The sequence below is a fragment of the Gemmatimonadota bacterium genome (genome assembly GCA_041390125.1).
Lineage (GTDB): Bacteria > Gemmatimonadota > Gemmatimonadetes > Longimicrobiales > Gaopeijiaceae > JAGQIF01.
On sequence record JAWKQN010000011.1, the window covers coordinates 25990 to 45393 of the forward strand.

Here is a 19404-nt window from a genome sequence, read left to right on the forward strand (position 1 = left end):
CCCGACGACAGGACCGCCTGCTACGACTAGTGCGCCCGGAGAGGCCTCCCGGTCAACAGTCGTGGCGGACCCAGTGCTCGGGTTCGCGCCCGGGTTCGATCAGCAGCCGCTCGGTGGCTTGCCGGGCCTCGCCGGGCCCGCCGTCCCCCAGGAACTCCGAGTGCTCCCGGACCAGGGAGGCGCGCGGGCCTCCGTCGTCGATGAAGCCGAGCGACCGCTCGGAAACGCGGGCCGCGTAGGGTACGCCGGCCGGGTTCTTGTGGGTGCCGTCCACCGGCGTCACGCGCAGGAGGCCCTGCGCCGTGAAGCTGGTGGAGAACCGCCCCGAGCCCTGGATGACCCGGTGACTGAGTCGCAGCGTGCCGTTGAGGTAGACCCACTCGTCGTCCGTGGAGCGGCAGAACGGCTTGAGCAGCGTGCAGTCCACCGGCAGCTCCAGCTCGCGCGTCCAGATCCCGGGCGAGGGGTGGGGCACATGGGCCAGCTCGAAGACCAGGGCCCGTCCGCTGGAGCGGATGGGGTGACGGTCTCCCGCGCCCGGTAGCGCCAGCCATTCGCGCAGATCGGCGGGGGCGGCCGCGAGGACGGGCCCCGGGATGTCGCGGTAGGGCGAGGGCGTGATGCGCTCCGAGACGGAGACCGGACCCGCCAGACAGCCCGACCGGACGAGCTCCGAGCGGACGACCTCGGCGGCCGCGTCCCAGGCCAGGACGGCGTGCTCGGCCGTTCCGGGCACCAGGAAGTCCAGGTGGGCGTTCCCGACCGTGAAGTCTCCCAGGTCGAACAGGCGCACGTGGACCCGCACCCCGTCGTAGCTTCCCAGCTCGAGCTGGACCACGCCCCCCGTCCACCCCGCCGCCTCGGAGAAGCCGATCTGGACGGCACCCATGGCGTCCCGCCAGCAGGCGTCCGCGGGGATCCCCGGCATCAGCGCTCCCGGAGCCCGAGCGCCGTCCAGGCCCATGAGCGCCGCCCGCACCCCGCGGGCGTCCGTGCCATGGAAGACCAGGTTGACGGGGTCGGACGGCTGCGTCCGGTCGGGCACCTTGGAGACGAACGGCCAGATGCGGCGCGGGCGGTCCGCCGAGACCGTCACCAGCCGCTCCAGGCCGCGCCCGGCGGGCACGATCAGCATGGTCTGGGCGGACGGCAGCTCGGTGCGGGCCACGCGGCGGGTCTCCAGGAGATGCGAGCGGTCTGGCGTCATGATGGCTCGGGTCGGCTCGGGAGTCGGTCCTATCACGATACGACCCCGGGGGCCGCCCCGGTCCGCGTACGACGACGTACGTAGAGGCCCCCGATGACGTAGGACCGGGCCGCAGGCTCGCTCCGGAGGGTCCGCGCGAGCCCCGGGAGGCCACCCGCTCGTTCAGCCCGACCGTCGCGCCACCGCCCGAGGCGGCGTCCCGAGCCGGTCAGCCCAGGTTCCAGCCCAGCAGGTTCCAGACGTTGAGCTGCCAGACGTGGAGCACGAGCGCCAGGGCCAGGAGCGTGAAGGCGATCCGGGCCGCGCGCGTGCCCCGGCCGCCGCCCCAGGCGATGACCGCGAACACCACGGTGAAGCCGGCGAAGACCACGCCGCCCACGGGCAGCCAGAGCAGGCGGCGGATCCCGCCCACCTCACCGAGGGGAATGGCGTTGCCGGACGCCAGCACGGCCAAGCCCACCGCGAACACCAGGAACAGCGCCGAGGCCATCCACCCGAAGAAGCGGCCGATCCCGGGGACCGGATCCGCGGGCTCGTACCCGTGGCGGTAGCGATAGAACGCCGTCACGGGCAACGCGACGACCGTGAGCGCCATCATCACCAGCGCGAAGACCAGGATCGGCAGCTGGACACCCGGACTCTCGCTCCACGGCACGCGCTCGAAGGACACATAGGGCACGTCCCCCACGAACATGTGGGTGATCCGTCCGTCCTGGTTCTCGCGGAACGCGAGCGTGCGGTCGCTCCAGGCGGCGCGGAACGTGAGCGGCGCGGTCTCGATCCAGACCTTGTCGTCGCCCAGGTCGATCGCGAGCGCGGTGTCCCCGGAGCGCTCGACCTTCATGGTCCCCAGGGCGGCCATGACCTTGGTGAGATCGTCATGCGCGAAGCGATTCGCACGGAAGCGACCGGTGAAGCGGCCGACGCGCTCGCCGAAGTCGGCGGGTGGAGTCAGCCGCCCGGCGTCCTCGACGTCGAAGTACCAGCGCACGAAGTCGGATACGAGCGCCTGCGGCCCGGAGCCGGCCGTGTTGTACGAGACGAAGATGCCGAGGTCGTGCTCGGGCAGCAGGGAGAGCTGCGAATGGAACCAGAACGTGTCCCCGCCGTGGCCGAGCATGTGCAGACCGTGCGTGCTCAGGTCCGCAAATCCGTGCAGGAACGGGTTGACGCCGGGCGCATTGCGGAAGAGCTCGCTCTGCATCTCGCGCGCGGTCTCCTCCTCCAGGATGCGGGCGCCGTCGTACGCGCCCAACTGCAGGTGCGCGATCATGAAGCGCGCCATGTCGGTCGCGGTGGCGCTGGCCGCGCCCACCGCGCCGAGCGGTACGAGCTCGAAGTCCTCGGCCTCGCCGCCCCCGGACGCGTACCCTTCCGACATGTCGTCCGCCAGGGCCGCCGGCAGCGGTTGCCGGAACGTGGTGTGCGACATCCGCAGCGGTTGCAGGATGTTGCGTTCGATGTACTGCATCCATGGCATGCCGGAGACATCCTCGACCACCTGCATGGCCAGGGCGGTCCCGTGATTCGAGTAGGACGTGACGTCGCCCGGAGGGCGCACACGCTGCGGCATCTGCTCCGTGAGGATGTCGGCGCTCGGGCGTAGCGCGGCGGTGTCGCTCGCGAACAAGCCGACGACGTGGTCCTCGAAGCCCGCCGAGTGCGTCATCAGATCCGCGAGCGTGATCGGGCGATCGAACGCGGCGGGTACCTCCACGGTGTCCAGGTACGTGTTGACGTCCGCGTCCAGCTCCACGCGGCCCTGCTCCACGAGCTGCATCACCGACGTCCAGACGAACAGCTTGGAGATGGAGCCGATCCGGAAGAGCGTGCGGTCCGCGACCACCGGCGTGTGCGCTTCCGCGTCCGCCCATCCGTAGCCCTTCGCGAACAGCAGCGCGCCATCGCGCACCACCGCCACGGTGGCGCCCGTGATGTCGTCGGCGTCCATGCGCGCCTCCAACCAGGCATCGAGCCAGGTGGCGATGCGGACGGAGTCGGGACGGCTGTCGGCTGCCGGAACGGTGTCGAAGGCGGCTTGGAGCAGGGCGGCGGTGTCGGGCGGCGACGTCACAGCCTGCGCCGTCAGGGCGGGTGCGAAGCGCGTGGCCGCGATCAGGAACAGGACCGAAGCGGAAGCGAGCCGACGGATGGGCATCACGGGCGGCGTCCTTGCGTGCGTGGGGAAGCGGACAATGTCGCGGGTCGGGACGGTGCGGACCACCAGGCGCGTCGCGCATCCGTTGCATCCGCGCCGGGAGCGCGTCCGGTGCGCCCGGGGTAGAAACGGCATCGGCAGAAGACGCCGCGTTCCCTCATGCCCTCTGGCGGCCTGCGATGGACGTCACCGCGCACCCCCTCGCCCTGCCCTTCCGACGAAAGCCGCCGCCGCGAAGGTTCACGGCGCTGCTTCTCGGCGCGGCGCTCCTGACGCTCGCCGGAACGGCGTCGCCGCTCTGCGCGCAGCGGCTGGAACGATCGGATCCGGCCTCGGTGGCGGCCGTCTTCCTGGGCTCGCTTCAGCGCCTGCGCTGGGAGACGCTGGCCACCACCGTGGATGGGGAGACGGTGGCGGTCTTCCGCGAGCACATCCGCTCCATGGCCGAGCACGACCCGACCGGCCGGACCGCCCGGCGGGCGCTGGGAGGGGCGGAGGCGGCCGAGGCGGCGGGCTGGACCGACGAGCGCTTCTTCGCCCGCCTGGTGGAGTCGCTGCATGCAGACGTGCCCATGCTGCTCGGGGTCCTGGCCACCAACACCTACGCGCCCCTGGGCGAGGTGCGGGAGGGGGAGGACCTGGTGCACGTGCTGGTCCGGACCACCCCGTACACGAACGGCTCCACGGCGTCGTCCGTGGAGGTGGTCACGCTGCGCCGGGCAGCGGACGGCTGGCGGGTGATCGAGGCGCCCGCCCTGGATGCGTTCCTGGTGGCGCTCGGGACCTTCGCCATGGGCTGAGCGGCCCCGGGGGCTGGGTGCGGGCCCGCCCGGTCAGCCGATCGACGCGCGCCCGGTCAGCGGATGGACGCCCGCCCGGTCAGCCGATCGACGCCCGCCCGGTGACCCGAACGACCGGCGCGGACGGTGCGGTGCTGGCCGCCTGGCGCGGCGCGGCGCGGCGCGGGCGGGCCGCCGGTCGGCCTCCCTTCTTGACCACCCCCCAGGGGTCCCGTATCATACGAACGTATGAATGATTCAATGTCCGATCCCCGGATCGCCGATCCGCAGGGCACCGCGGCGCAGGGCACCGCGGCGCAGGGCACCGAGGCGCAGGCCGCCGATCCCCAGGACGCCGAGGCGCAGCCCACCGCCGACACCCGGGCCGCGCTGATCGCACACGCGCGGCGGGCGTTCGCCTCCGAGGGCTACACGGGCGCCTCCATCCGCCGCATCACGTCCGAGGCGGGCGCCAACCTGGGGGCCGTCACCTACTACTTCGGGTCCAAGCGGCAGCTCTACGCGGAGGTGCTGGTGGCGGTGCTGGGCCCGCTGCGCGAACGGGTCCTGGCCGCGGCCGCCGCTTCCGGCAGCGGACTCGAGCGGGTCACCGGGGTGGTGCGGGCCTTCTTCGCGCATCTGGCCGCCAACCCCGATCAGCCCGGCCTCATGCTCCAGGAGATCGCGTCGGGCCGCGTCCCACCCGATCCCGCCCGGGACATCATCCGCTCCGTCTTCGGCACCGTGGCCGGGTTGGTCCGCCAGGGTCAGACGGACGGCACCATCCGGCCGGGCGATCCGGCGCTGCTGGCCCTCTCCGCGGTGGCCCAGCCGGTCTATCTGAGCCTCGTCCGCCGCCTCACCTCTCCCGTGCTCGACCTCGCCCTCCAGGACGACCCGGAGCGCGTCGTCGAGCACGCGGTCACCTTCGTCCGCCGGGGCCTGGCTCCGGAAGCGGGAGATCCGTCATGAGCCTCCGTCCTCGCCTCGCGGCCCTCCGGGCGGCGGGGTCGATCCTCCTCCTGGTGGGGCCGGCGCCCCTGCAGGCCCAGGAATGGTCGCTCGCGGATGCGGTCCGCGACGCGCTGGCCCGTCATCCGGCCGTCGAAGGCGCGCGCGCGGCCGAGGATGCCGCCTCCGCGCGGGTGGGTGGCGCGCGCGCGGCCTTCCTGCCTTCGCTGACGGCGTCCGGCTCGGCGATCCGGTTCGAGGAGCCGATGGTCGTTGCCCCTCTGCACGGGTTCGATCCCACCCGGCCGCCGACCTTCGACGACGCGCTGGTGCGCAGCCAGGTGGCGCTCGGCTACACCCTCTTCGACGGTGGGGGACGCTCCGCCGGGCTCTCGGCGGCCCGCTCCGCCCGCGCGGCGGCCACGGCCGGCCTGGCCTCTTCCGAAGCGCAGGTGATCGAAGCCACCGCGCAGGCATGGCTCGGCGTCGTGACCGCCGAGGCCGTGCTCGAGGCGAGCGATCGCCGCCGCACCGCATTGGAGGCCGAGGTCACACGTGCCCGCCGCCTCCTGGAGGCGGGCAGCGCTCCGCAGGTCGAGCTCCTGCGGGCCCAGGCCGAGGCGGCGCAGGCCGAGGCCGACCACGCCTCCGCCGTCGCTGCGCTGGCGGCCGCCCGCAGCATCCTGACGCGCCTGACCGGCCGGGACGTTCCCGACGGTCTGACGGCACCGCGCGCAGCCACGCTCTCCAGCGACGCGTCGTCCGCCAGCGCGCCGCCGGAGCTGGTCGCCGCGCGCGCCAGCGCCGACGCCGCGGACGCGCGGGCGCGCGGCGCCCGCGCCGCCTTCCTGCCGCGGGTGGCCTTGGCCTCCAGCGTGGATCAGTACGGCGCCACCGGACGGCGCTTCACCAACGAATGGCAGGCGGGCCTGCAGGTCTCCCTGCCGCTCTTCCTCGGCGGAGCGCGCTTCGCGGAGGTGCGGCAGCGCAGCGCGGAGGCGCGCCAGGCACACGCCGACGCGGATCGCCTCGCGCTCGACCTGGCCACCGCGCGCGACCGGATCGCGAGTGGCGTTGCCGAGGCCGAGGGTCGCGTGGCGGCCCTCGAGTCCGCCGAGGCGCAGTTCACGGAGGTCGCGCGCGTGGAGGCGCTCGCCCTCGCGGAGGGCGCCGGCGTGCAGCGCGACCTGCTCGCTGCCGAGGCCCAGCTCTTTCGCGTGCGCGCCGACCTCGCGCGCGCACGCGCTGCGCTGCTCACGCAATGGATCGCCCTGGCCCGTGCCGACGGTCGTCTGGACCGCGCGTGGGTGGACGCACACCTCGAGGGAGCCCGATGAAGCCGCCCGTCCGCATCCTCATCCCCGTCCTCCTGATCGCAGCCTTCTCGGTGTGGTGGTTCCGGCGCGACGGCGTCGCCGACGGCGCCATCGTCGCGTCGGGCACCGTGGAGGCCACGGAGGCGCAGCTCGCGTTCCAGGCTGCGGGTCGCATCGCCCGGGTATCCGTGCGCGAAGGCGACGCCGTGCGCGCCGGTCAGGTCCTGGCGCAGCTCGACACCACCGAGCTGGCCGCGCAACGCCGCCTGGCAGAGGCCGGGGTGGAAGCGGCGCGGGCGCGGCTGCGCGCCCTGGAGCGCGGGTCGCGCTCGGCCGAGATCCGGCAGGCGGAGGCCGTGGCGCAGGCCGCGGAGGAGCAACACACCGAAGCCGTGCGTGAGCGCGCCCGGGCCGAGCGCCTGCACGAAGGCGGGGCCGTGAGCGCGCAGGCGCTGGAGCGGGCGCGCACGGCGGAACGGGTGGGTGCGGCCGGGTTGGAGCAGGCGCGTGAGCGCCTCGCGCTCGTGCGGGAAGGGCCGCGCAGCGAGGACATCGACGCCGCGCGCGCGACCCTCGCGCAGGCGGAGGCCACATTGGCGCGAGCGGACGCGGTGCTCGCGCACGCCACCATTGAAGCGCCCTTCGACGGGGTGGTCAGCGTGCGCTACCGCGAGCCCGGAGAGTCGGCTACACCCGGGCTGCCGGTCGTGGCGCTGCGCGATCCCGGGGATCGCTGGGTCCGCATCTACGTCCCGGAGGACCGCGTGGGGACCGTGCGGGTGGGGCAGCCCGCGGAGATCCGCACCGACAGCTGGCCGGACCGCGTCTTCGAGGGGCAGGTGGAGTTCATCGCCAGCGAAGCGGAGTTCACGCCGCGCACGGTCCAGACGACCGAGGAGCGCAGCAACCTCGTCTACGCGGTCAAGGTGCGTGTGCTGGGCGACGGCGAGGATGCGCTCAAGGCGGGCCTGCCCGCAGACGTGACCCTGGAGCGCGCGGCGGCGGACACGCCATGAGCGCGGTGCGGGTGGAGGCACTGACGCGGCGCTTCGGGACACACGTGGCGGTCGATGCCCTCTCCTTCGACGTGCAGGCGGGCGAGCTCTTCGGGATCGTGGGCCCCGACGGTGCCGGGAAGACCACGCTGCTGCGCATGCTCGCGGGCGTACTTCCGCCGAGCGGCGGGGAGGCCTGGATCGACGGCACCAGCGTCGTCTCCGACCCCGAGGGTGTGAAGACCCACCTGGCATACATGGCGCAGCGCTTCGGGCTCTACGAGGACCTCACGGTGCGCGAGAACCTGGACTTCTACGCGGATCTCTACGGCGTCCCGCGACGCGACAAGCAGGAGCGGATCGCGCGCCTGCACCGCTTCTCGGGATTGGGCCCGTTCGAGGACCGGCTCGCGGGTGCGCTGTCGGGCGGGATGAAGCAGAAGCTGGCGCTCTCCTGCTGTCTGGTGCACCACCCGCGTCTGCTGCTCCTGGATGAACCCACGTTCGGCGTCGATCCCATCTCCCGCCGCGACCTCTGGCTCATCCTGCACGAGATGATCGCCGAAGGGGTGACGATCGTCGTGTCCACCGCCTACCTGGACGAGGCCGAGCGCTGCGACCGGGTCGCGCTCCTGGCGGAAGGCCGCACCCTGGCGCTGGACACGCCGGACGCGTTGCGCACCCGTGTGCGCGGGCCGGTGCGCGCGCTCGTGACCGATGCACCGCGGCAGGCCCGTGACGTGCTGCGCGGGGCCCCCGGTGTGGTCTCGGCCACGCTCTTCGGCGAGGCGGTGCACGTCCTGCTCGACGCAGGCGCCACCGACCCGGACCTGGAGGGCCTCCTGGCCGCCGACGGGATCCGGGTGCTCGAGCGCTCCACCCACGAGCCGACCCTGGAGAACGTGTTCGTGGCGCTCGTGGAGGAGAGCGAGCGCGTGGGAGCCGGCGCGTGAACGCCCGTCTTTCCGAGGCGGCGCGTGCGCGGGAGGACGCGGCCCGCGTGTCGCGCCCGGACGCGACGGATCCGGCCGTGCGGGTGCAAGCCCTTACGCGCCGGTTCGGGGACTTCACGGCCGTGGATGCCGTGACCTTCGACGTGCGCCGGGGGGAGGTGTTCGGCTTCCTGGGGCCGAACGGAGCCGGCAAGACCACGACCCTCAAGATGCTGACGGGGCTCGTGGAGCCCAGCGAGGGGCAGGGCTGGGTGGCCGGGCTGGACATCACGCACGAGCGGGCGCGCATCCGCGACCGCATCGGCTACATGTCGCAGCGCTTCTCGCTGTACGGCGACCTCACGGTGGAGGAGAACATCGAGCTCTTCGCCGGCCTCTATGGGGTGGCCGGCGCGCGTCTCCGCGACCGGCGTGCCTGGATCGAACAGGCCGGGCTCGTGCCCCCGGGCGGTCAGCCCGCCGGCGAGCTGCCGCTCGGATGGAAGCAGCGTCTGGCGCTGGGCTGCGCGGTCCTGCACGAGCCACAGGTCCTGTTCCTGGACGAGCCCACCTCCGGGGTCGATCCGCTGGCGCGCCGCCGCTTCTGGGACCTGATCGCCGAGCTGGCCGCCGCGGGCACGACGGTGATCGTGAGCACGCACTACATGGAGGAAGCCGAGTACTGCAACCGTCTGGCGCTCATGAACCGAGGGCGTTTGATCGCGCTGGACACACCGCGCGCGCTCCGGCGCGCCATGACCGAGCCGTTGTTCCGCGCGACCGCACACGACCCCGCCAGCACCGTGCAGGCCCTGACCGCCGACGAACGCGTGGTGGAGGCGGCGCTCTACGGGCGAGCTGTGCACGTGTTGCTGCGGGACGACGCCGATGCCGAGACCCGCGCGCGGGCCCTGCTGGACGATCCCGCGCTCGGCCTCACCGGCATCGAGCGCATCCCGCCGTCGCTCGAGGACGTCTTCGTGGCCGCCGTCCGCAAGGCCGGCGGCGTGGTGGCGGGGTGAGCATGTCGCCGCGTCGGCTGCTGGCCGTGGCCCGGAAGGAGTGGATCCAGATCCGGCGCGACACGCGCTCGCTCGCGCTCGCGTTCGGGCTACCGCTCTTCCTGCTGATCTTCTTCGGCTACGCCATCCAGTTGGATGTGGAGGACATCCAGCTGGGCGTGCTGGACCGGAGCCGCTCCCAGGAGAGCCGACAGCTCCTCGAGTCGTTCGAGGCCAGCGACCTCTTCGACGTGGCTGCGCGGATGGCGTCCGACCGGGAGATCGAGGATGCCCTGACCCGAGGAGACGTGCGCGCGGTGCTGCAGATCCCCCCGGACTTCGCGCGGGACCTGGGGCGGGGCGAGGCGTCGGTCCAGCTCCTCCTGGACGGCAGCGACGCCAACACCGCGACCCTCGCGCTCACCTACGCGGAGGCATTGGCGACCGAGTTCGTACGCGCGCGCAGCGGGGTGGGTGCGGTCGGGATCGAGCCGGCGGTGCGGGTCTGGTACAACCCGACGCTCGAGAGCCGCAACATGATCGTGCCGGGGCTCGTCGCGGTGATCATGTCCGTGATCGCGGGTCTGCTCACGGCGCTGACCATCGCGCGCGAATGGGAGCGCGGCACCATGGAGCAGCTGATCGCCACCCCGGTACAGCGGCTGGAGGTGATCCTGGGCAAGCTGCTGCCCTACCTGGTGATCGGCCTGCTGGACGTGGCCTTCACGGTGGTGTGCGGTGTGCTGCTCTTCGACGCGCCGCTCCGGGGCAGCGTCGCGCTGCTCGCCGTCCTCACGGTGGTGTTCCTGACCGGCGCGCTGGGCTTCGGGATCTTCGTCTCGGCCGCGCTCCGCAACCAGCTCACTGCGCTGCAGGCGGCGCTGCTGGGCACCATGCTTCCAGCGCTGCTCCTCTCCGGCTTCCTGTACGACATCGACGGGATGCCCCTGGTGCTCAAGGCCGTCTCCTACCTGGTGCCCGCGCGCTACTTCATCACGGTCACGCGCGGGATCTTCCTGAAAGGGGTGGGCATCGACGTGCTGTGGCCCGAGGCGCTGTTCATGGTCGGCTTCGCGGTGCTGGGGCTGACCATGGCCACGCGCTCGTTCAAGAAGCGACTGGCATGAGCATCCCCATCCGCCCTGCACGCGTGAAGCATCTGATCCGGAAGGAGCTGCGTCAGCTCCTGCGCGACCCGCGCAGCCGCCGGATCATCTTCCTGTCCCCGATCATCCAGCTCATCCTGTTCGGCTACGCGGTCAACACGGACGTGCGCCACGTCCGCACGATCGTGGCCGACCACGATCGTACGGCCACCTCCCGTGCGGTCGTGGACGCGCTCGTGAACTCCGAATACTTCCAGGTCACCGAACGGACCGACCGGGCGGGGGACGTGCGGGACGCCCTGGATGAGGGTCGGGTCGTCACGGCGGTGGTGATCCCGCCCGGCTTCACGGCCGACCTCGAAAGCGGTCAGGGTGCGTCCGTGCAGGTGCTGGTGGACGGCACCAGCTCCAACACCGCCACCGTGGTGCAGGGCTACGCCGGGCGGGTGCTGCGCCAGTTCGGCGTGGAGGCGGTCTCGTCGCTGCGGGGTGGCGGAGTGGACGCTCCGCTCCAGGTGGAATCGCGGGCCTGGTTCAATCCGGCGCTGGCCAGTCGGGTGTACAACGTTCCCGCCGTGATCGGGACCATCATGTTCCTGATGTCCCTGATGCTCACGGGCCTGTCCGTCGCGCGCGAGCGCGAGGTGGGCACGTTCGACCAGCTGCTGGTCTCTCCGCTGTCGCCCCAGGAGCTCATGCTGGGCAAGACGTTGCCCGTGGCGGGAGTGGCCATGGTGCAGCTGACCCTCGTCACCACGGTGGCGCTGCTCTGGTTCGGCATCCCGTTCCGCGGATCCGTCCTGCTGCTGATCCTGAGCGCGTTGCTCTACGTCCTGTCCGGCCTGTCGCTCGGCCTGCTGCTCTCCACGTTCTCGAAGACCCAGCAGGAGGCCTTCCTCACGATCTTCCTCACCCTCTTCCCCGCCATCATCCTGTCCGGCTTCCTCTACCCGGTGGACAGCATGCCGGACTTCTTCCAGGGCATCGCCGCCTTCAACCCGTTGCTGTACTTCATCCGGGTGGTGCGGGCGATCTTCCTGAAGGGGGCCGGGCCCTCGGATCTCGTGCTCGAGCTCGGTGCCCTGGCGCTGATGGCGGTGGTGGCGCTGCGCGTCGGCGTGGCGCGCTTCAAGGCGTTGATCGGTTGAGCGAACGCAGCGCGAGGAACAGCCCGGCGTGCAGCGGCAGCGCGAAGCCGATCAGCTCGCCATTGCCCTGATCGACACCGGGCAGCACCTGGACGATCAGACCGAGCAGGCTGAAGACCAGCGCGGCCAGCGCGATGCGTGCGGCCCACGGGGAGGGACGGCCGCGCACGGCCGCCAGCGGGACCAGCACGGCCAGCAGGAGCGACAGGGGCGTGAACTGCAGCACGTTCTCGTTCCAGTACATCCAGATGTGGTCCGTGAACCAGACCAGGACCAGGATGGTGCCGAGCACCCCGGCCAGCAGGCTCCACACCCCGCCCAGCAGCGCGAGGCCGGTGCGGCCCGCGCGGATGCCTTCGCCCGCGCCCTGACCGGCCAGGGCCAGCAGGACGGCCAGGCCGATCCCCACCGCCGGGAGCGGCCAGTTGAAGCGGGCCGGCGCCTCGGCGGTCGGTGGCCGGCCTGCCACGAAGAGCTCCGTCTCGGAAGCCACCAGAGGTACGGGCCGTCCTTCCTCGCCGGGCAGCTCGACGCGGCGCACCTCGTCGCGCAGCACCATGGGCACGAACGCGCTCTCCCACCCGGTGACGGGCCGGTCTCCCCTGGGACCCAGCAGCAGGTCCAGGCCGGCCCAGATGAGCGGGCTCGGCCGCGTCAGGCGGCGCGTGTGGAAGCGATACGTCTCCCCGTCCAGCGCGGTGGCCACGGGCTTGAGGCGACCCCCGGTCACGCGGTCCAGCAGATCCCGCACGCGCGTGGAGCAGTTGTCCACGAAGTAGTCGTAGCGGTACTCGGGGTTCTGCAGGTTGACCAGGATGGCCTGCAGCAGCTGCAGACGCTCGGCCGGCGTGAGGTTCAGCTCCTGGGACCAGACCGAGCGGTCGCGGGCCTGGTATTCGGCCACCATGCCCTGGAAGGTCTGATGCCCCATCGAGTAGAGCATCTCGCCCTTCAGGAAGCGCGGGATGAAGTCCACCTGGTTGAAGGAGAAGACGCCCCAGTGGAAGACATCGTCGCGGCCCGTGAGCGCGTTCTGGATGCGGAGCGCGTTGTGGCCGAAGAGCTCCCAGACCGCGGAGCCGGGCCCGAACGTCAGCAACGAGACGGTCAGCTCGGAGCCGGGCTCGGGGCGCACGAGCGTGTCCGCGACCGGAGCGGAGGGCTCGGTCTGCCGGGCCGCCACGGGCCCGGCGGCCAGAAGCGACAGCGCCAGGACCAGGGGGAGGGTTCGGGCAGCCATTCGTCGCCTATACACCGGGTCCGCGCCTGAGGGTCGACCCGCGGCGATCGACGCCGATGCGGGTGGGTTCCATGCGCCCCCCGGGCCCCGGCGGACGATCGTCGACAGTAGCACGGACGGGGCTGGATGCACACCGGGGGGCCGGTCCCGGGCTGGCTGGGCGCGGCCCTTCCTCGCGGGGCCTCGGCGCCCTTCCTCACAGCGATCCCGGGCCCGCCTCCAGCCACGTCAGCACCTCGGCGGCGTGCATGTCCGGCGGATGCACCGGGTACAGGCAGCGGATGATCCTGCCGGCGTCCAGCAGCAACGTCAGGCGTCTGAGGTACGTGACGCCGTGGACCGTGAACGCCGGGAGGGAAAGCGTTGCCCGGAGCTCGCCGGCGGCGTCGCTCAGCAGGGGAAAGGGCAGCGCCAGACGGGTGGCCAGCTCGGTCTGCCACTCGGCGCTCTGGCCGCTCACGCCGTAGACGGTCACCCCCACCGCCCGGAACCGGGGGTGCAGGTCGCGGAAGCCCTCCAGCTCGGGCGTGGAGCCGTGCGCGCCGGGGATGTCGTCCCAGCCGGGTGGATTGTCCATCCCGGGCCGACCCGTCCAGGGGTAGACGGCCAGGAGCGTGCGCCCGGGGCGCGTGGCCAACGCGACCGGCTCGCCCTTCGTGGAGGGGAGCACGACCGCCGGTAGGGCCAGCCCCGGCACCAGGTGGGCGGCGGCCCCGTCGTCGGGGGGCGCGGGCCAGGGCCAGTCGCTCACACGGTGCCCCCGGAGCGGCGGATGCGGCTCCCCGAACCGCGGAGCGGCTCTTCCCGCGGGCGGATCAGTGTCCCTCCGGAGCCGCCACCACGGGATTGGTGAGCGTGCCGACCCGCTCGATCGAGCAGACGCTCGTGTCCCCGGGCTTCAGGTACACCGGCGGGGTGCGGCCCTCGCCCACGCCCCCCGGCGTGCCCGTCCCGATCAGGTCCCCCGGTCCCAGTGTGACGATGTGGGACGCGAAGGAGACCAGGTCGCGCACGGTGTGCACCATCAGCGCAGTGCTGGCATCCTGCATGACCTGGCCGTTCAGCGTGTAGCGGACGGCCAGCGCCTGCGGATCGCCCACGAACTCGGCTGGCACCACGAACGGACCGCTCGGCGCGAAGGTGTCGTGGCTCTTGCCCATGAACCAGTCGGAGCCGTAGCGGCCGTCGTCGCGCTCCTGACGGTCCGACACGTCCACCATGGCCATGTAGCCGAAGACGTGGTCGAGCGCGTCCGCCACGGAGACCCGCCGGGCCGTGCGGCCGATCACCGCCACCAGCTCGCACTCGTAGTCGATCATGGGCCGGCCCGTGGGCAGCACGATGGCGTCCCCTGTGGCCGAGATGGCCGTCTTGAGCTTGGGGAAGAGGTAGGGGTTGGGGCGGTCGTCTGCCGGGTCCCGGGTCCACACCGCCGGCAGGCCCACGCGCACGCTCTCATCCACCACGGTGGTGGTGCCCCCGGTGCGGCCCACGGCGGCCATCTCGCGCGCGTGCTCCTCGTAGTTGCGCGCGGCCATGAGCAGCACGTCGGGATCGTCCAGCGGCGGCAGCGTGGTCAGCGTGACCAGCGGAAAGGCGTAGGCCGGGGGATCGCGACGCGCCTGGGCGGCGAGGTCCGCGATCTGCCCGGCGCGCGCCGCGTCCCACTGCTCGATGAGCCCGCGCAGCGTGGCCGGGGCGGACGGGTCCGCCCGGGACAGGTCCACGACCATGGCATCGTCGAGCACCACTCCCACGAAGGCCCGCCCGTCCAGCCGGAACATGCCGAGCTTGTAGGGGGCGGTCTGGGCCTGTACGCCGACCGGGGTCAGCACGGCGGCCAGGCACAGCAGGAGGACGGTTCGGATGCGAGCGGACATGGGCGACCGGGGGGCGGGAAGGAGCGGTGGCACGACCCAAGATGGGGAGGTGCCACGGTCGCGCGCACCTGCCCGGGTCCGGCGCCCATCGTGACCCGACCCGATGGGGCCATCGGACCCCGGTCCGAGGCTTGGACGTATGCAAGGGTAGGCCATCCGCCCCCACAGGAGCGCACCGTGGTCCCTTTGGTCGGCATGAGAACCGCGCGGCTCCTTCTCGGGCTTCTCGCTTTCGTCTGCACCGTGACCGCCTGCGGTGACGAGGCGGTCACGCCGCCCGCGACACCGCCTCCAGCGCTTCCCCCCATCGCCCCCGAGGTCGCCGCCTGGCTGGATGCGCGCGGCCACCCGTTCGAAGGCACCCACATCGGGCTCGACACCGAGGAGCTCCGTTTCCTCGACGCCATCGTCGGGGACGCGCGCATCGTCTCCCTCGGCGAGAACACCCACGGCACCCGGGACTTCTTCGAGATGAAAGCGCGCATCCTGCGCTACCTCGTCGAAGAGCACGGCTTCAACGCATTCGCCATCGAGGCCACGTGGCCCGAGGCCTGGAGATTGGACCACTACGTGCGCACGGGAGAGGGCGATCCCGTCGCTCTGCTGTCGGGCCTCTACTTCTGGACGTGGAACACCGAATCGGTGCTCGAGATGATCGAGTGGATGCGGGCGCACAACGCGTCGGGCGGCGACATCGGCTTCTACGGCGTCGACATGCAGTACCCGGGTATGGCCCTGCACAACGTACGGGAGTTCTTCGAAGCCGTGGATCCGGATCGGGCCGAGCAGGTTGCGGAGCTGCTCGCCTGTCTGTCGGACTTCGCCAACGGGCCCGATGGGCGCTTCCCCGCGGCACGCTACGAGACGTTGGACCGGGTGGACCGTGTGGCGTGCGGAAATCGACTCGACGCGGTGGGCGCCCTCCTGGAGGACGGTCGGACCACCTACGAAGCGGCCACCGACGCAGAGGTCTACCAGCGGGCCGTGCACAGCTTACGCGTGGCGGTGCAGTATCACGAAGAGGTCGAAGGTCTCCAGTTCCGTGACCAGTCCATGGCGGAGAACACGATCTGGTTGGCGGACCATCTCGGTGCCGACGCGCGCATCGTGGTCTGGGCGCACAACTTCCACGTGGCCGACCTGCTGGGCCAGCAGGGGTACTACCTGAGGAGGCGTTTCGGGGACGACATGGTCGTCGTGGGCTTCACGCACGCGGCCGGCGAGTTCACGGCGGTCTGGCAGAACGGGATCGAGTTCCTGGGCCGTCAGCCCATGAGGCTCGATGCTGTGGCGCCGCTGTCGTATGAAGCGCATCTGGAGACGGCCGAGGCACCACGATACGTCCTGGATCTGCGCGACGTGGACACCGGCGAATCGGGTGCCGGATGGTTGGCCGTCCCCCGCCAGACCCGTCTGATCGGGTGCTGCTACGATTCGAACCGGCCCTGGAACTACTGGGGAGACATGGACGTGCCGGCCCTCTTCGACGTCCTCATCCACTTCGACACGACCGGCCCGACCGCCGTGCTGCCGTTGAGGCCGCCGACCGCCTTCTGACGCTCGCCCCCTCCGTCCGGACGAGCACGCCGAGCCGGGTCGGGTCCGCCACCGCACGACGCCGGGGGATGCAAGAAGCCCCGTCAGCATCGAGCTGACGGGGCTCTCGGATCGCGCACCGATCCGGGATCCGGACGGCAGCTCCCGCGGCTGGACTCGAACCAGCGACACCCTGATTAACAGTCAGGTGCTCTAACCAACTGAGCTACGCGGGAAGAACCCCTCTGGAGAGGGGAAACAAAGGTATCCGCACCGGTCGGGGGGGTCAACGGAATCCGGCCCCAGCTCCGACCGCCCGGCGTTCCCTGGCGCGGGCGTGCCATTGGAGCATCGGCGGATGATCCCGGATGCTTCAGGCTCCGATGGGCAACCGCGTCTGCGAGCGATCCGTGGCCGGTACCTCGTGGCAGCGCCGGCACCGTGCCTCGTAGCTCTCGAGTCCCCCCACCTGGATGGTCGGGCCCTCGGCCGGGGCCGGCTTGCCGTCGATCAGGCGCTGATTCCGGGTGGCCACGTCCCCGCACTTCACGCAGATGGCGTGCAGCTTGTCGATCTTCTCGGCCACGGCCAGGAGCTGCGGCATCGGCCCGAAGGGCTCGCCCCGGAAGTCCATGTCGGTCCCGGCCACGATCACGCGGATGCCCCGTCCGGCCAGGGCGTTGACCACCGGGATGATCCCCGGATCGAGGAACTGGGCTTCGTCGATGGCCACCACGCGGGTCCCGGGCCGGACCCGCTCGGCGATGTGCGCCGAGGAGGAGACGGGCTCGGCCTCGATGGTGCGGCCATCGTGTGAAGAGATCCGCTGGATGCCGCCGTAGCGATCGTCCAGGTGGGACTTGAATACCTGCACGGTCCGGCCGGCGATCAACGCCCGCCGGACCCGCCGGAGCAACTCCTCCGACTTTCCGGAGAACATCACGCCGGCGACCACCTCGATCCATCCGTCCTGATTGCCCAGGTACATGGCTACTACGGTAGGGCGGGGGCCCCGGCCCCGGTAGGCCGGTTCCCGCCGGCCCGTCCCGCGCCCGTAGCCGGATCGAAGCCGATCCGTCACCTTCTCCCGGTTGGCCCGTCGCGGCCGGGACAGCACGTTCCACAGGGCGGGCTCCCCTGCGGGCGCCGTGCCCCACGTCCTCGTCAGCCACCCACATCGTATGTCGACTCCGAGGGGCCCCCGCCACCACCTCGCGCCCGCTGCGCTGCGCGTGGCCTCCCTGCTCGCCCTGCTGGGCGGCGCCGGTTGTGCGGCCACTCCCGCCCCCGCACCCGATCCCGACGTCCGGCTGGTCGTGGCCCTGGTCGTGGATCAGCTCCGCGCGGACCTGCTCACGCGCTACGACACCCTGTTCACGGGCGGCTTCCGCCGCCTGGCCGACCAGGGCTTCCGCTACACCAACGCGACCCAGGACCATGCCGTCACCGAGACCGCGGCCGGCCACGCCACGCTGTCGACGGGTGTCGTGCCTTCGAAGCACGGCATCGTGTCCAACACGTGGTACGAGGAGCGCGACGGCACCTGGACCGCGGTCTACGCCGTGGAGGATCCGTCGAGCCCCGTGCTGGGTGAGCCCGACCTCGAAGGCCGCTCGCCTGCGAACCTTGAGCGGGACGGCCTTGCGGATTGGATGCGCGCGCACCGACCGGAAGCCAGGGTGGCGTCGGTCTCGCGCAAGGACCGGGCTGCGATCACCATGGCGGCCCGGCAGCGCGGGGAGGTGTACTGGCTGTCGCCCGGAAGTGGCCGCTTCGTCACGTCGGCGTTCTACACCGACGCCTATCCCGAATGGTTGGATCGATTCAACCGCGACACACTGCCGGTCTTCTATGCGGATTCGGTGTGGGAGCAGAAGTGGCCGGAGAAGCGGTTCGCCACGCCGCGAGGGGACACGGCCGCATACGAAGGCGATGGGGTGCACAGCTACTTCCCCCACCGCTTCACGGACGAGTCGCGGCGACAGGATACGCGCGGGTTCAATCTCTGGATCGCCGAGACGCCCGTGATCGACGCGGCCACGTTGGCGTTGGCTCGTGCCGCACTCACGGAGTTGGCGTTGGGGCAGGACTCGGTTCCCGACTACCTGTCCGTGTCGCTGTCGCAGACGGACGCGGTGGGCCATGACTACGGCCCGCTGAGTCGCGAGCAACTCGACAACCTGCTCCGGCTGGACCAGGAGCTCGGCGACTTCCTGGCGTTCCTCGACCGCACGGTGGGTCCGGAGCACTGGGTCCTCGGGTTGTCCGCGGACCATGGCGTCGTGGACGTACCCGAGTACCTCGCGTCACTCGGCGTGGACGCGGGCCGGCTGAACCGCGCCCAGCTCGACGAGGTCCGGAAGATCCTGGACAGCGTCTCGACCCCCACGGGTGCGCAGCGCGTGCGCGACCTCTCGGCCGCGCTGCCGCGTCTGCCGTTCATCGTGTCCGCTCCGATCCTCGGGTACGTGGCGGACACCGAGCAGGCGGCCGATACGTTCCAGCGCCTGTGGGAGAATTCCTGGTTTCCGGGTCGCGCCACGGGTCCGTTGGCCGCCGAAGGCCTGGAGGTCCTGCTGACCGAGCACTGGCTGTGGACCACGGACCTGCGTGGGACCACCCACGGGTCCCCGTACCTCTACGACCGGAGCGTCCCGTTGGTCTTCCTCGGCGCCGGCGTCAGGGCCGGCTCGTCGGACGAGCCGGCGCGCACGGTCGATTTCGCCCCGACGCTGGCTGCGCTCGCCGGCATCCCCACTCCCGCAGATCTGGACGGCCGCCCGTTGCCCGTGTCGCGCTAGCGACGATCGCCCGTGCGAAGTTGCCCGGGCGCAACAGCCGCGCCCGTCGCTCCTCTGCGTCAAGGCTGCGGGGCAGGTGTGCGACACGCACTCCTAACGCACACCGCGCACTACGCTTAGGACGTGCGTAGCGCGCACGCCACGCTCCAGGGGCCGTTCGGGGCGTGCCGTGTGCCCCGATCCGCTCGTGGTTCCGGTCGGCGCGCGTACGCGAATCGTGCGCACTCGACCTTGACAGCACGTCACCACGAGTCGCATGAATACCCCCCTTTTCCCCTCCCCGCTCATCGTGATCGATGGTGCAGCGGGACGTGTCGGCTTCGGCGGGAGGGTCCCAGCGCGGGACCGCCGGAG

The 19404-nt window shown here is 71.7% G+C and carries 16 protein-coding genes and 1 tRNA gene; 10 read left to right on the forward strand and 7 right to left on the reverse strand.

Annotated elements, in window-relative coordinates; genetic code table 11:
- Positions 1 to 52: 52 nt before the first annotated feature.
- Together R3E98_12970 and R3E98_12975 are read right to left on the reverse strand one after the other, a co-directional pair.
- Complete coding sequence (locus R3E98_12970) at positions 53 to 1207, reverse strand: hypothetical protein (protein ID MEZ4424317.1); 1155 nt, start codon at positions 1205 to 1207, stop codon at positions 53 to 55.
- 208 nt (positions 1208 to 1415) lie between these two features.
- Positions 1416 to 3365 carry a serine hydrolase domain-containing protein gene (locus R3E98_12975; GenBank protein ID MEZ4424318.1) on the reverse strand — a complete coding sequence of 650 codons (1950 nt, stop codon included), beginning with the start codon at positions 3363 to 3365 and terminating at the stop codon, positions 1416 to 1418.
- A 179-nt stretch (positions 3366 to 3544) separates the two neighbouring features.
- Between R3E98_12975 and R3E98_12980 the strand changes: the two genes are divergently transcribed.
- The 8 genes from R3E98_12980 to R3E98_13015 all read left to right on the forward strand — a co-directional run bounded on the left by R3E98_12980 (position 3545) and on the right by R3E98_13015 (position 11593).
- Positions 3545 to 4165: a hypothetical protein gene (locus R3E98_12980; protein ID MEZ4424319.1), complete on the forward strand. Its 621-nt coding sequence runs from the start codon at positions 3545 to 3547 to the stop codon at positions 4163 to 4165.
- Between the two features lie 228 nt (positions 4166 to 4393).
- On the forward strand, positions 4394 to 5116 hold the full coding sequence (locus R3E98_12985; GenBank protein ID MEZ4424320.1) for a TetR/AcrR family transcriptional regulator: 723 nt from the start codon (positions 4394 to 4396) through the stop codon (positions 5114 to 5116).
- Positions 5113 to 6432, forward strand: coding sequence for a TolC family protein (locus R3E98_12990; protein ID MEZ4424321.1), 1320 nt, complete (start codon positions 5113 to 5115; stop codon positions 6430 to 6432). Before R3E98_12985 ends, R3E98_12990 begins: the two co-directional genes overlap by 4 nt.
- The gene (locus tag R3E98_12995) at positions 6429 to 7427 is read left to right on the forward strand and encodes an efflux RND transporter periplasmic adaptor subunit (GenBank protein MEZ4424322.1); all 999 of its coding nucleotides are present in this window, start codon (positions 6429 to 6431) and stop codon (positions 7425 to 7427) included. Before R3E98_12990 ends, R3E98_12995 begins: the two co-directional genes overlap by 4 nt.
- Positions 7424 to 8359 (forward strand): ABC transporter ATP-binding protein, encoded by a 936-nt coding sequence (locus tag R3E98_13000; protein ID MEZ4424323.1) that lies wholly within the window; start codon positions 7424 to 7426, stop codon positions 8357 to 8359. Before R3E98_12995 ends, R3E98_13000 begins: the two co-directional genes overlap by 4 nt.
- Entirely contained in the window at positions 8356 to 9360 is a 1005-nt protein-coding gene (locus R3E98_13005; GenBank protein MEZ4424324.1) for an ABC transporter ATP-binding protein, read from the forward strand. Before R3E98_13000 ends, R3E98_13005 begins: the two co-directional genes overlap by 4 nt.
- A 2-nt stretch (positions 9361 to 9362) precedes the next feature.
- Positions 9363 to 10466 carry an ABC transporter permease gene (locus R3E98_13010; protein MEZ4424325.1) on the forward strand — a complete coding sequence of 368 codons (1104 nt, stop codon included), beginning with the start codon at positions 9363 to 9365 and terminating at the stop codon, positions 10464 to 10466.
- On the forward strand, positions 10463 to 11593 hold the full coding sequence (locus R3E98_13015; protein MEZ4424326.1) for an ABC transporter permease: 1131 nt from the start codon (positions 10463 to 10465) through the stop codon (positions 11591 to 11593). Before R3E98_13010 ends, R3E98_13015 begins: the two co-directional genes overlap by 4 nt.
- Here the strand turns inward: R3E98_13015 and R3E98_13020 are convergent.
- The 3 genes from R3E98_13020 to R3E98_13030 all read right to left on the reverse strand — a co-directional run bounded on the left by R3E98_13020 (position 11574) and on the right by R3E98_13030 (position 14713).
- The gene (locus tag R3E98_13020; protein ID MEZ4424327.1) at positions 11574 to 12833 is read right to left on the reverse strand and encodes a DUF4105 domain-containing protein; all 1260 of its coding nucleotides are present in this window, start codon (positions 12831 to 12833) and stop codon (positions 11574 to 11576) included. The genes R3E98_13015 and R3E98_13020 overlap by 20 nt on opposite strands.
- Before the next feature lie 196 nt (positions 12834 to 13029).
- Entirely contained in the window at positions 13030 to 13584 is a 555-nt protein-coding gene (locus R3E98_13025; GenBank protein MEZ4424328.1) for a redoxin family protein, read from the reverse strand.
- 64 nt (positions 13585 to 13648) lie between these two features.
- Complete coding sequence (locus tag R3E98_13030; GenBank protein ID MEZ4424329.1) at positions 13649 to 14713, reverse strand: fumarylacetoacetate hydrolase family protein; 1065 nt, start codon at positions 14711 to 14713, stop codon at positions 13649 to 13651.
- Between the two features lie 195 nt (positions 14714 to 14908).
- Here R3E98_13030 and R3E98_13035 point away from each other — a divergent pair, with 195 nt between their 5' ends.
- Complete coding sequence (locus R3E98_13035) at positions 14909 to 16270, forward strand: erythromycin esterase family protein (protein ID MEZ4424330.1); 1362 nt, start codon at positions 14909 to 14911, stop codon at positions 16268 to 16270.
- A gap of 141 nt (positions 16271 to 16411) precedes the next feature.
- Here R3E98_13035 and R3E98_13040 read toward each other — a convergent pair.
- A tRNA-Asn gene (locus tag R3E98_13040) sits at positions 16412 to 16485 on the reverse strand.
- Positions 16486 to 16622: 137 nt separating this feature from the next.
- A complete protein-coding gene (locus R3E98_13045) occupies positions 16623 to 17237 on the reverse strand; it encodes a thymidine kinase (GenBank protein ID MEZ4424331.1) in 615 nt (204 codons plus the stop codon).
- Between the two features lie 193 nt (positions 17238 to 17430).
- Here R3E98_13045 and R3E98_13050 point away from each other — a divergent pair, with 193 nt between their 5' ends.
- Positions 17431 to 19050: an alkaline phosphatase family protein gene (locus tag R3E98_13050; GenBank protein MEZ4424332.1), complete on the forward strand. Its 1620-nt coding sequence runs from the start codon at positions 17431 to 17433 to the stop codon at positions 19048 to 19050.
- Positions 19051 to 19404: the final 354 nt, after the last annotated feature.

Excerpts from the sequence above, each read along its gene's own strand:
- R3E98_12970 (MEZ4424317.1), bottom strand. The coding sequence starts at position 1,207 with ATGACGCCAGACCGCTCGCATCTCCTGGAGACCCGCCGCGTGGCCCGC.
- R3E98_12975 (MEZ4424318.1), bottom strand. The coding sequence starts at position 3,365 with ATGCCCATCCGTCGGCTCGCTTCCGCTTCGGTCCTGTTCCTGATCGCG.
- R3E98_12980 (MEZ4424319.1), top strand. The coding sequence starts at position 3,545 with ATGGACGTCACCGCGCACCCCCTCGCCCTGCCCTTCCGACGAAAGCCG.
- R3E98_12985 (MEZ4424320.1), top strand. The coding sequence starts at position 4,394 with ATGAATGATTCAATGTCCGATCCCCGGATCGCCGATCCGCAGGGCACC.
- R3E98_12990 (MEZ4424321.1), top strand. The coding sequence starts at position 5,113 with ATGAGCCTCCGTCCTCGCCTCGCGGCCCTCCGGGCGGCGGGGTCGATC.
- R3E98_12995 (MEZ4424322.1), top strand. The coding sequence starts at position 6,429 with ATGAAGCCGCCCGTCCGCATCCTCATCCCCGTCCTCCTGATCGCAGCC.
- R3E98_13000 (MEZ4424323.1), top strand. The coding sequence starts at position 7,424 with ATGAGCGCGGTGCGGGTGGAGGCACTGACGCGGCGCTTCGGGACACAC.
- R3E98_13010 (MEZ4424325.1), top strand. The coding sequence starts at position 9,363 with ATGTCGCCGCGTCGGCTGCTGGCCGTGGCCCGGAAGGAGTGGATCCAG.
- R3E98_13015 (MEZ4424326.1), top strand. The coding sequence starts at position 10,463 with ATGAGCATCCCCATCCGCCCTGCACGCGTGAAGCATCTGATCCGGAAG.
- R3E98_13020 (MEZ4424327.1), bottom strand. The coding sequence starts at position 12,833 with ATGGCTGCCCGAACCCTCCCCCTGGTCCTGGCGCTGTCGCTTCTGGCC.
- R3E98_13030 (MEZ4424329.1), bottom strand. The coding sequence starts at position 14,713 with ATGTCCGCTCGCATCCGAACCGTCCTCCTGCTGTGCCTGGCCGCCGTG.
- R3E98_13035 (MEZ4424330.1), top strand. The coding sequence starts at position 14,909 with ATGAGAACCGCGCGGCTCCTTCTCGGGCTTCTCGCTTTCGTCTGCACC.
- R3E98_13045 (MEZ4424331.1), bottom strand. The coding sequence starts at position 17,237 with ATGTACCTGGGCAATCAGGACGGATGGATCGAGGTGGTCGCCGGCGTG.
- R3E98_13050 (MEZ4424332.1), top strand. The coding sequence starts at position 17,431 with ATGTCGACTCCGAGGGGCCCCCGCCACCACCTCGCGCCCGCTGCGCTG.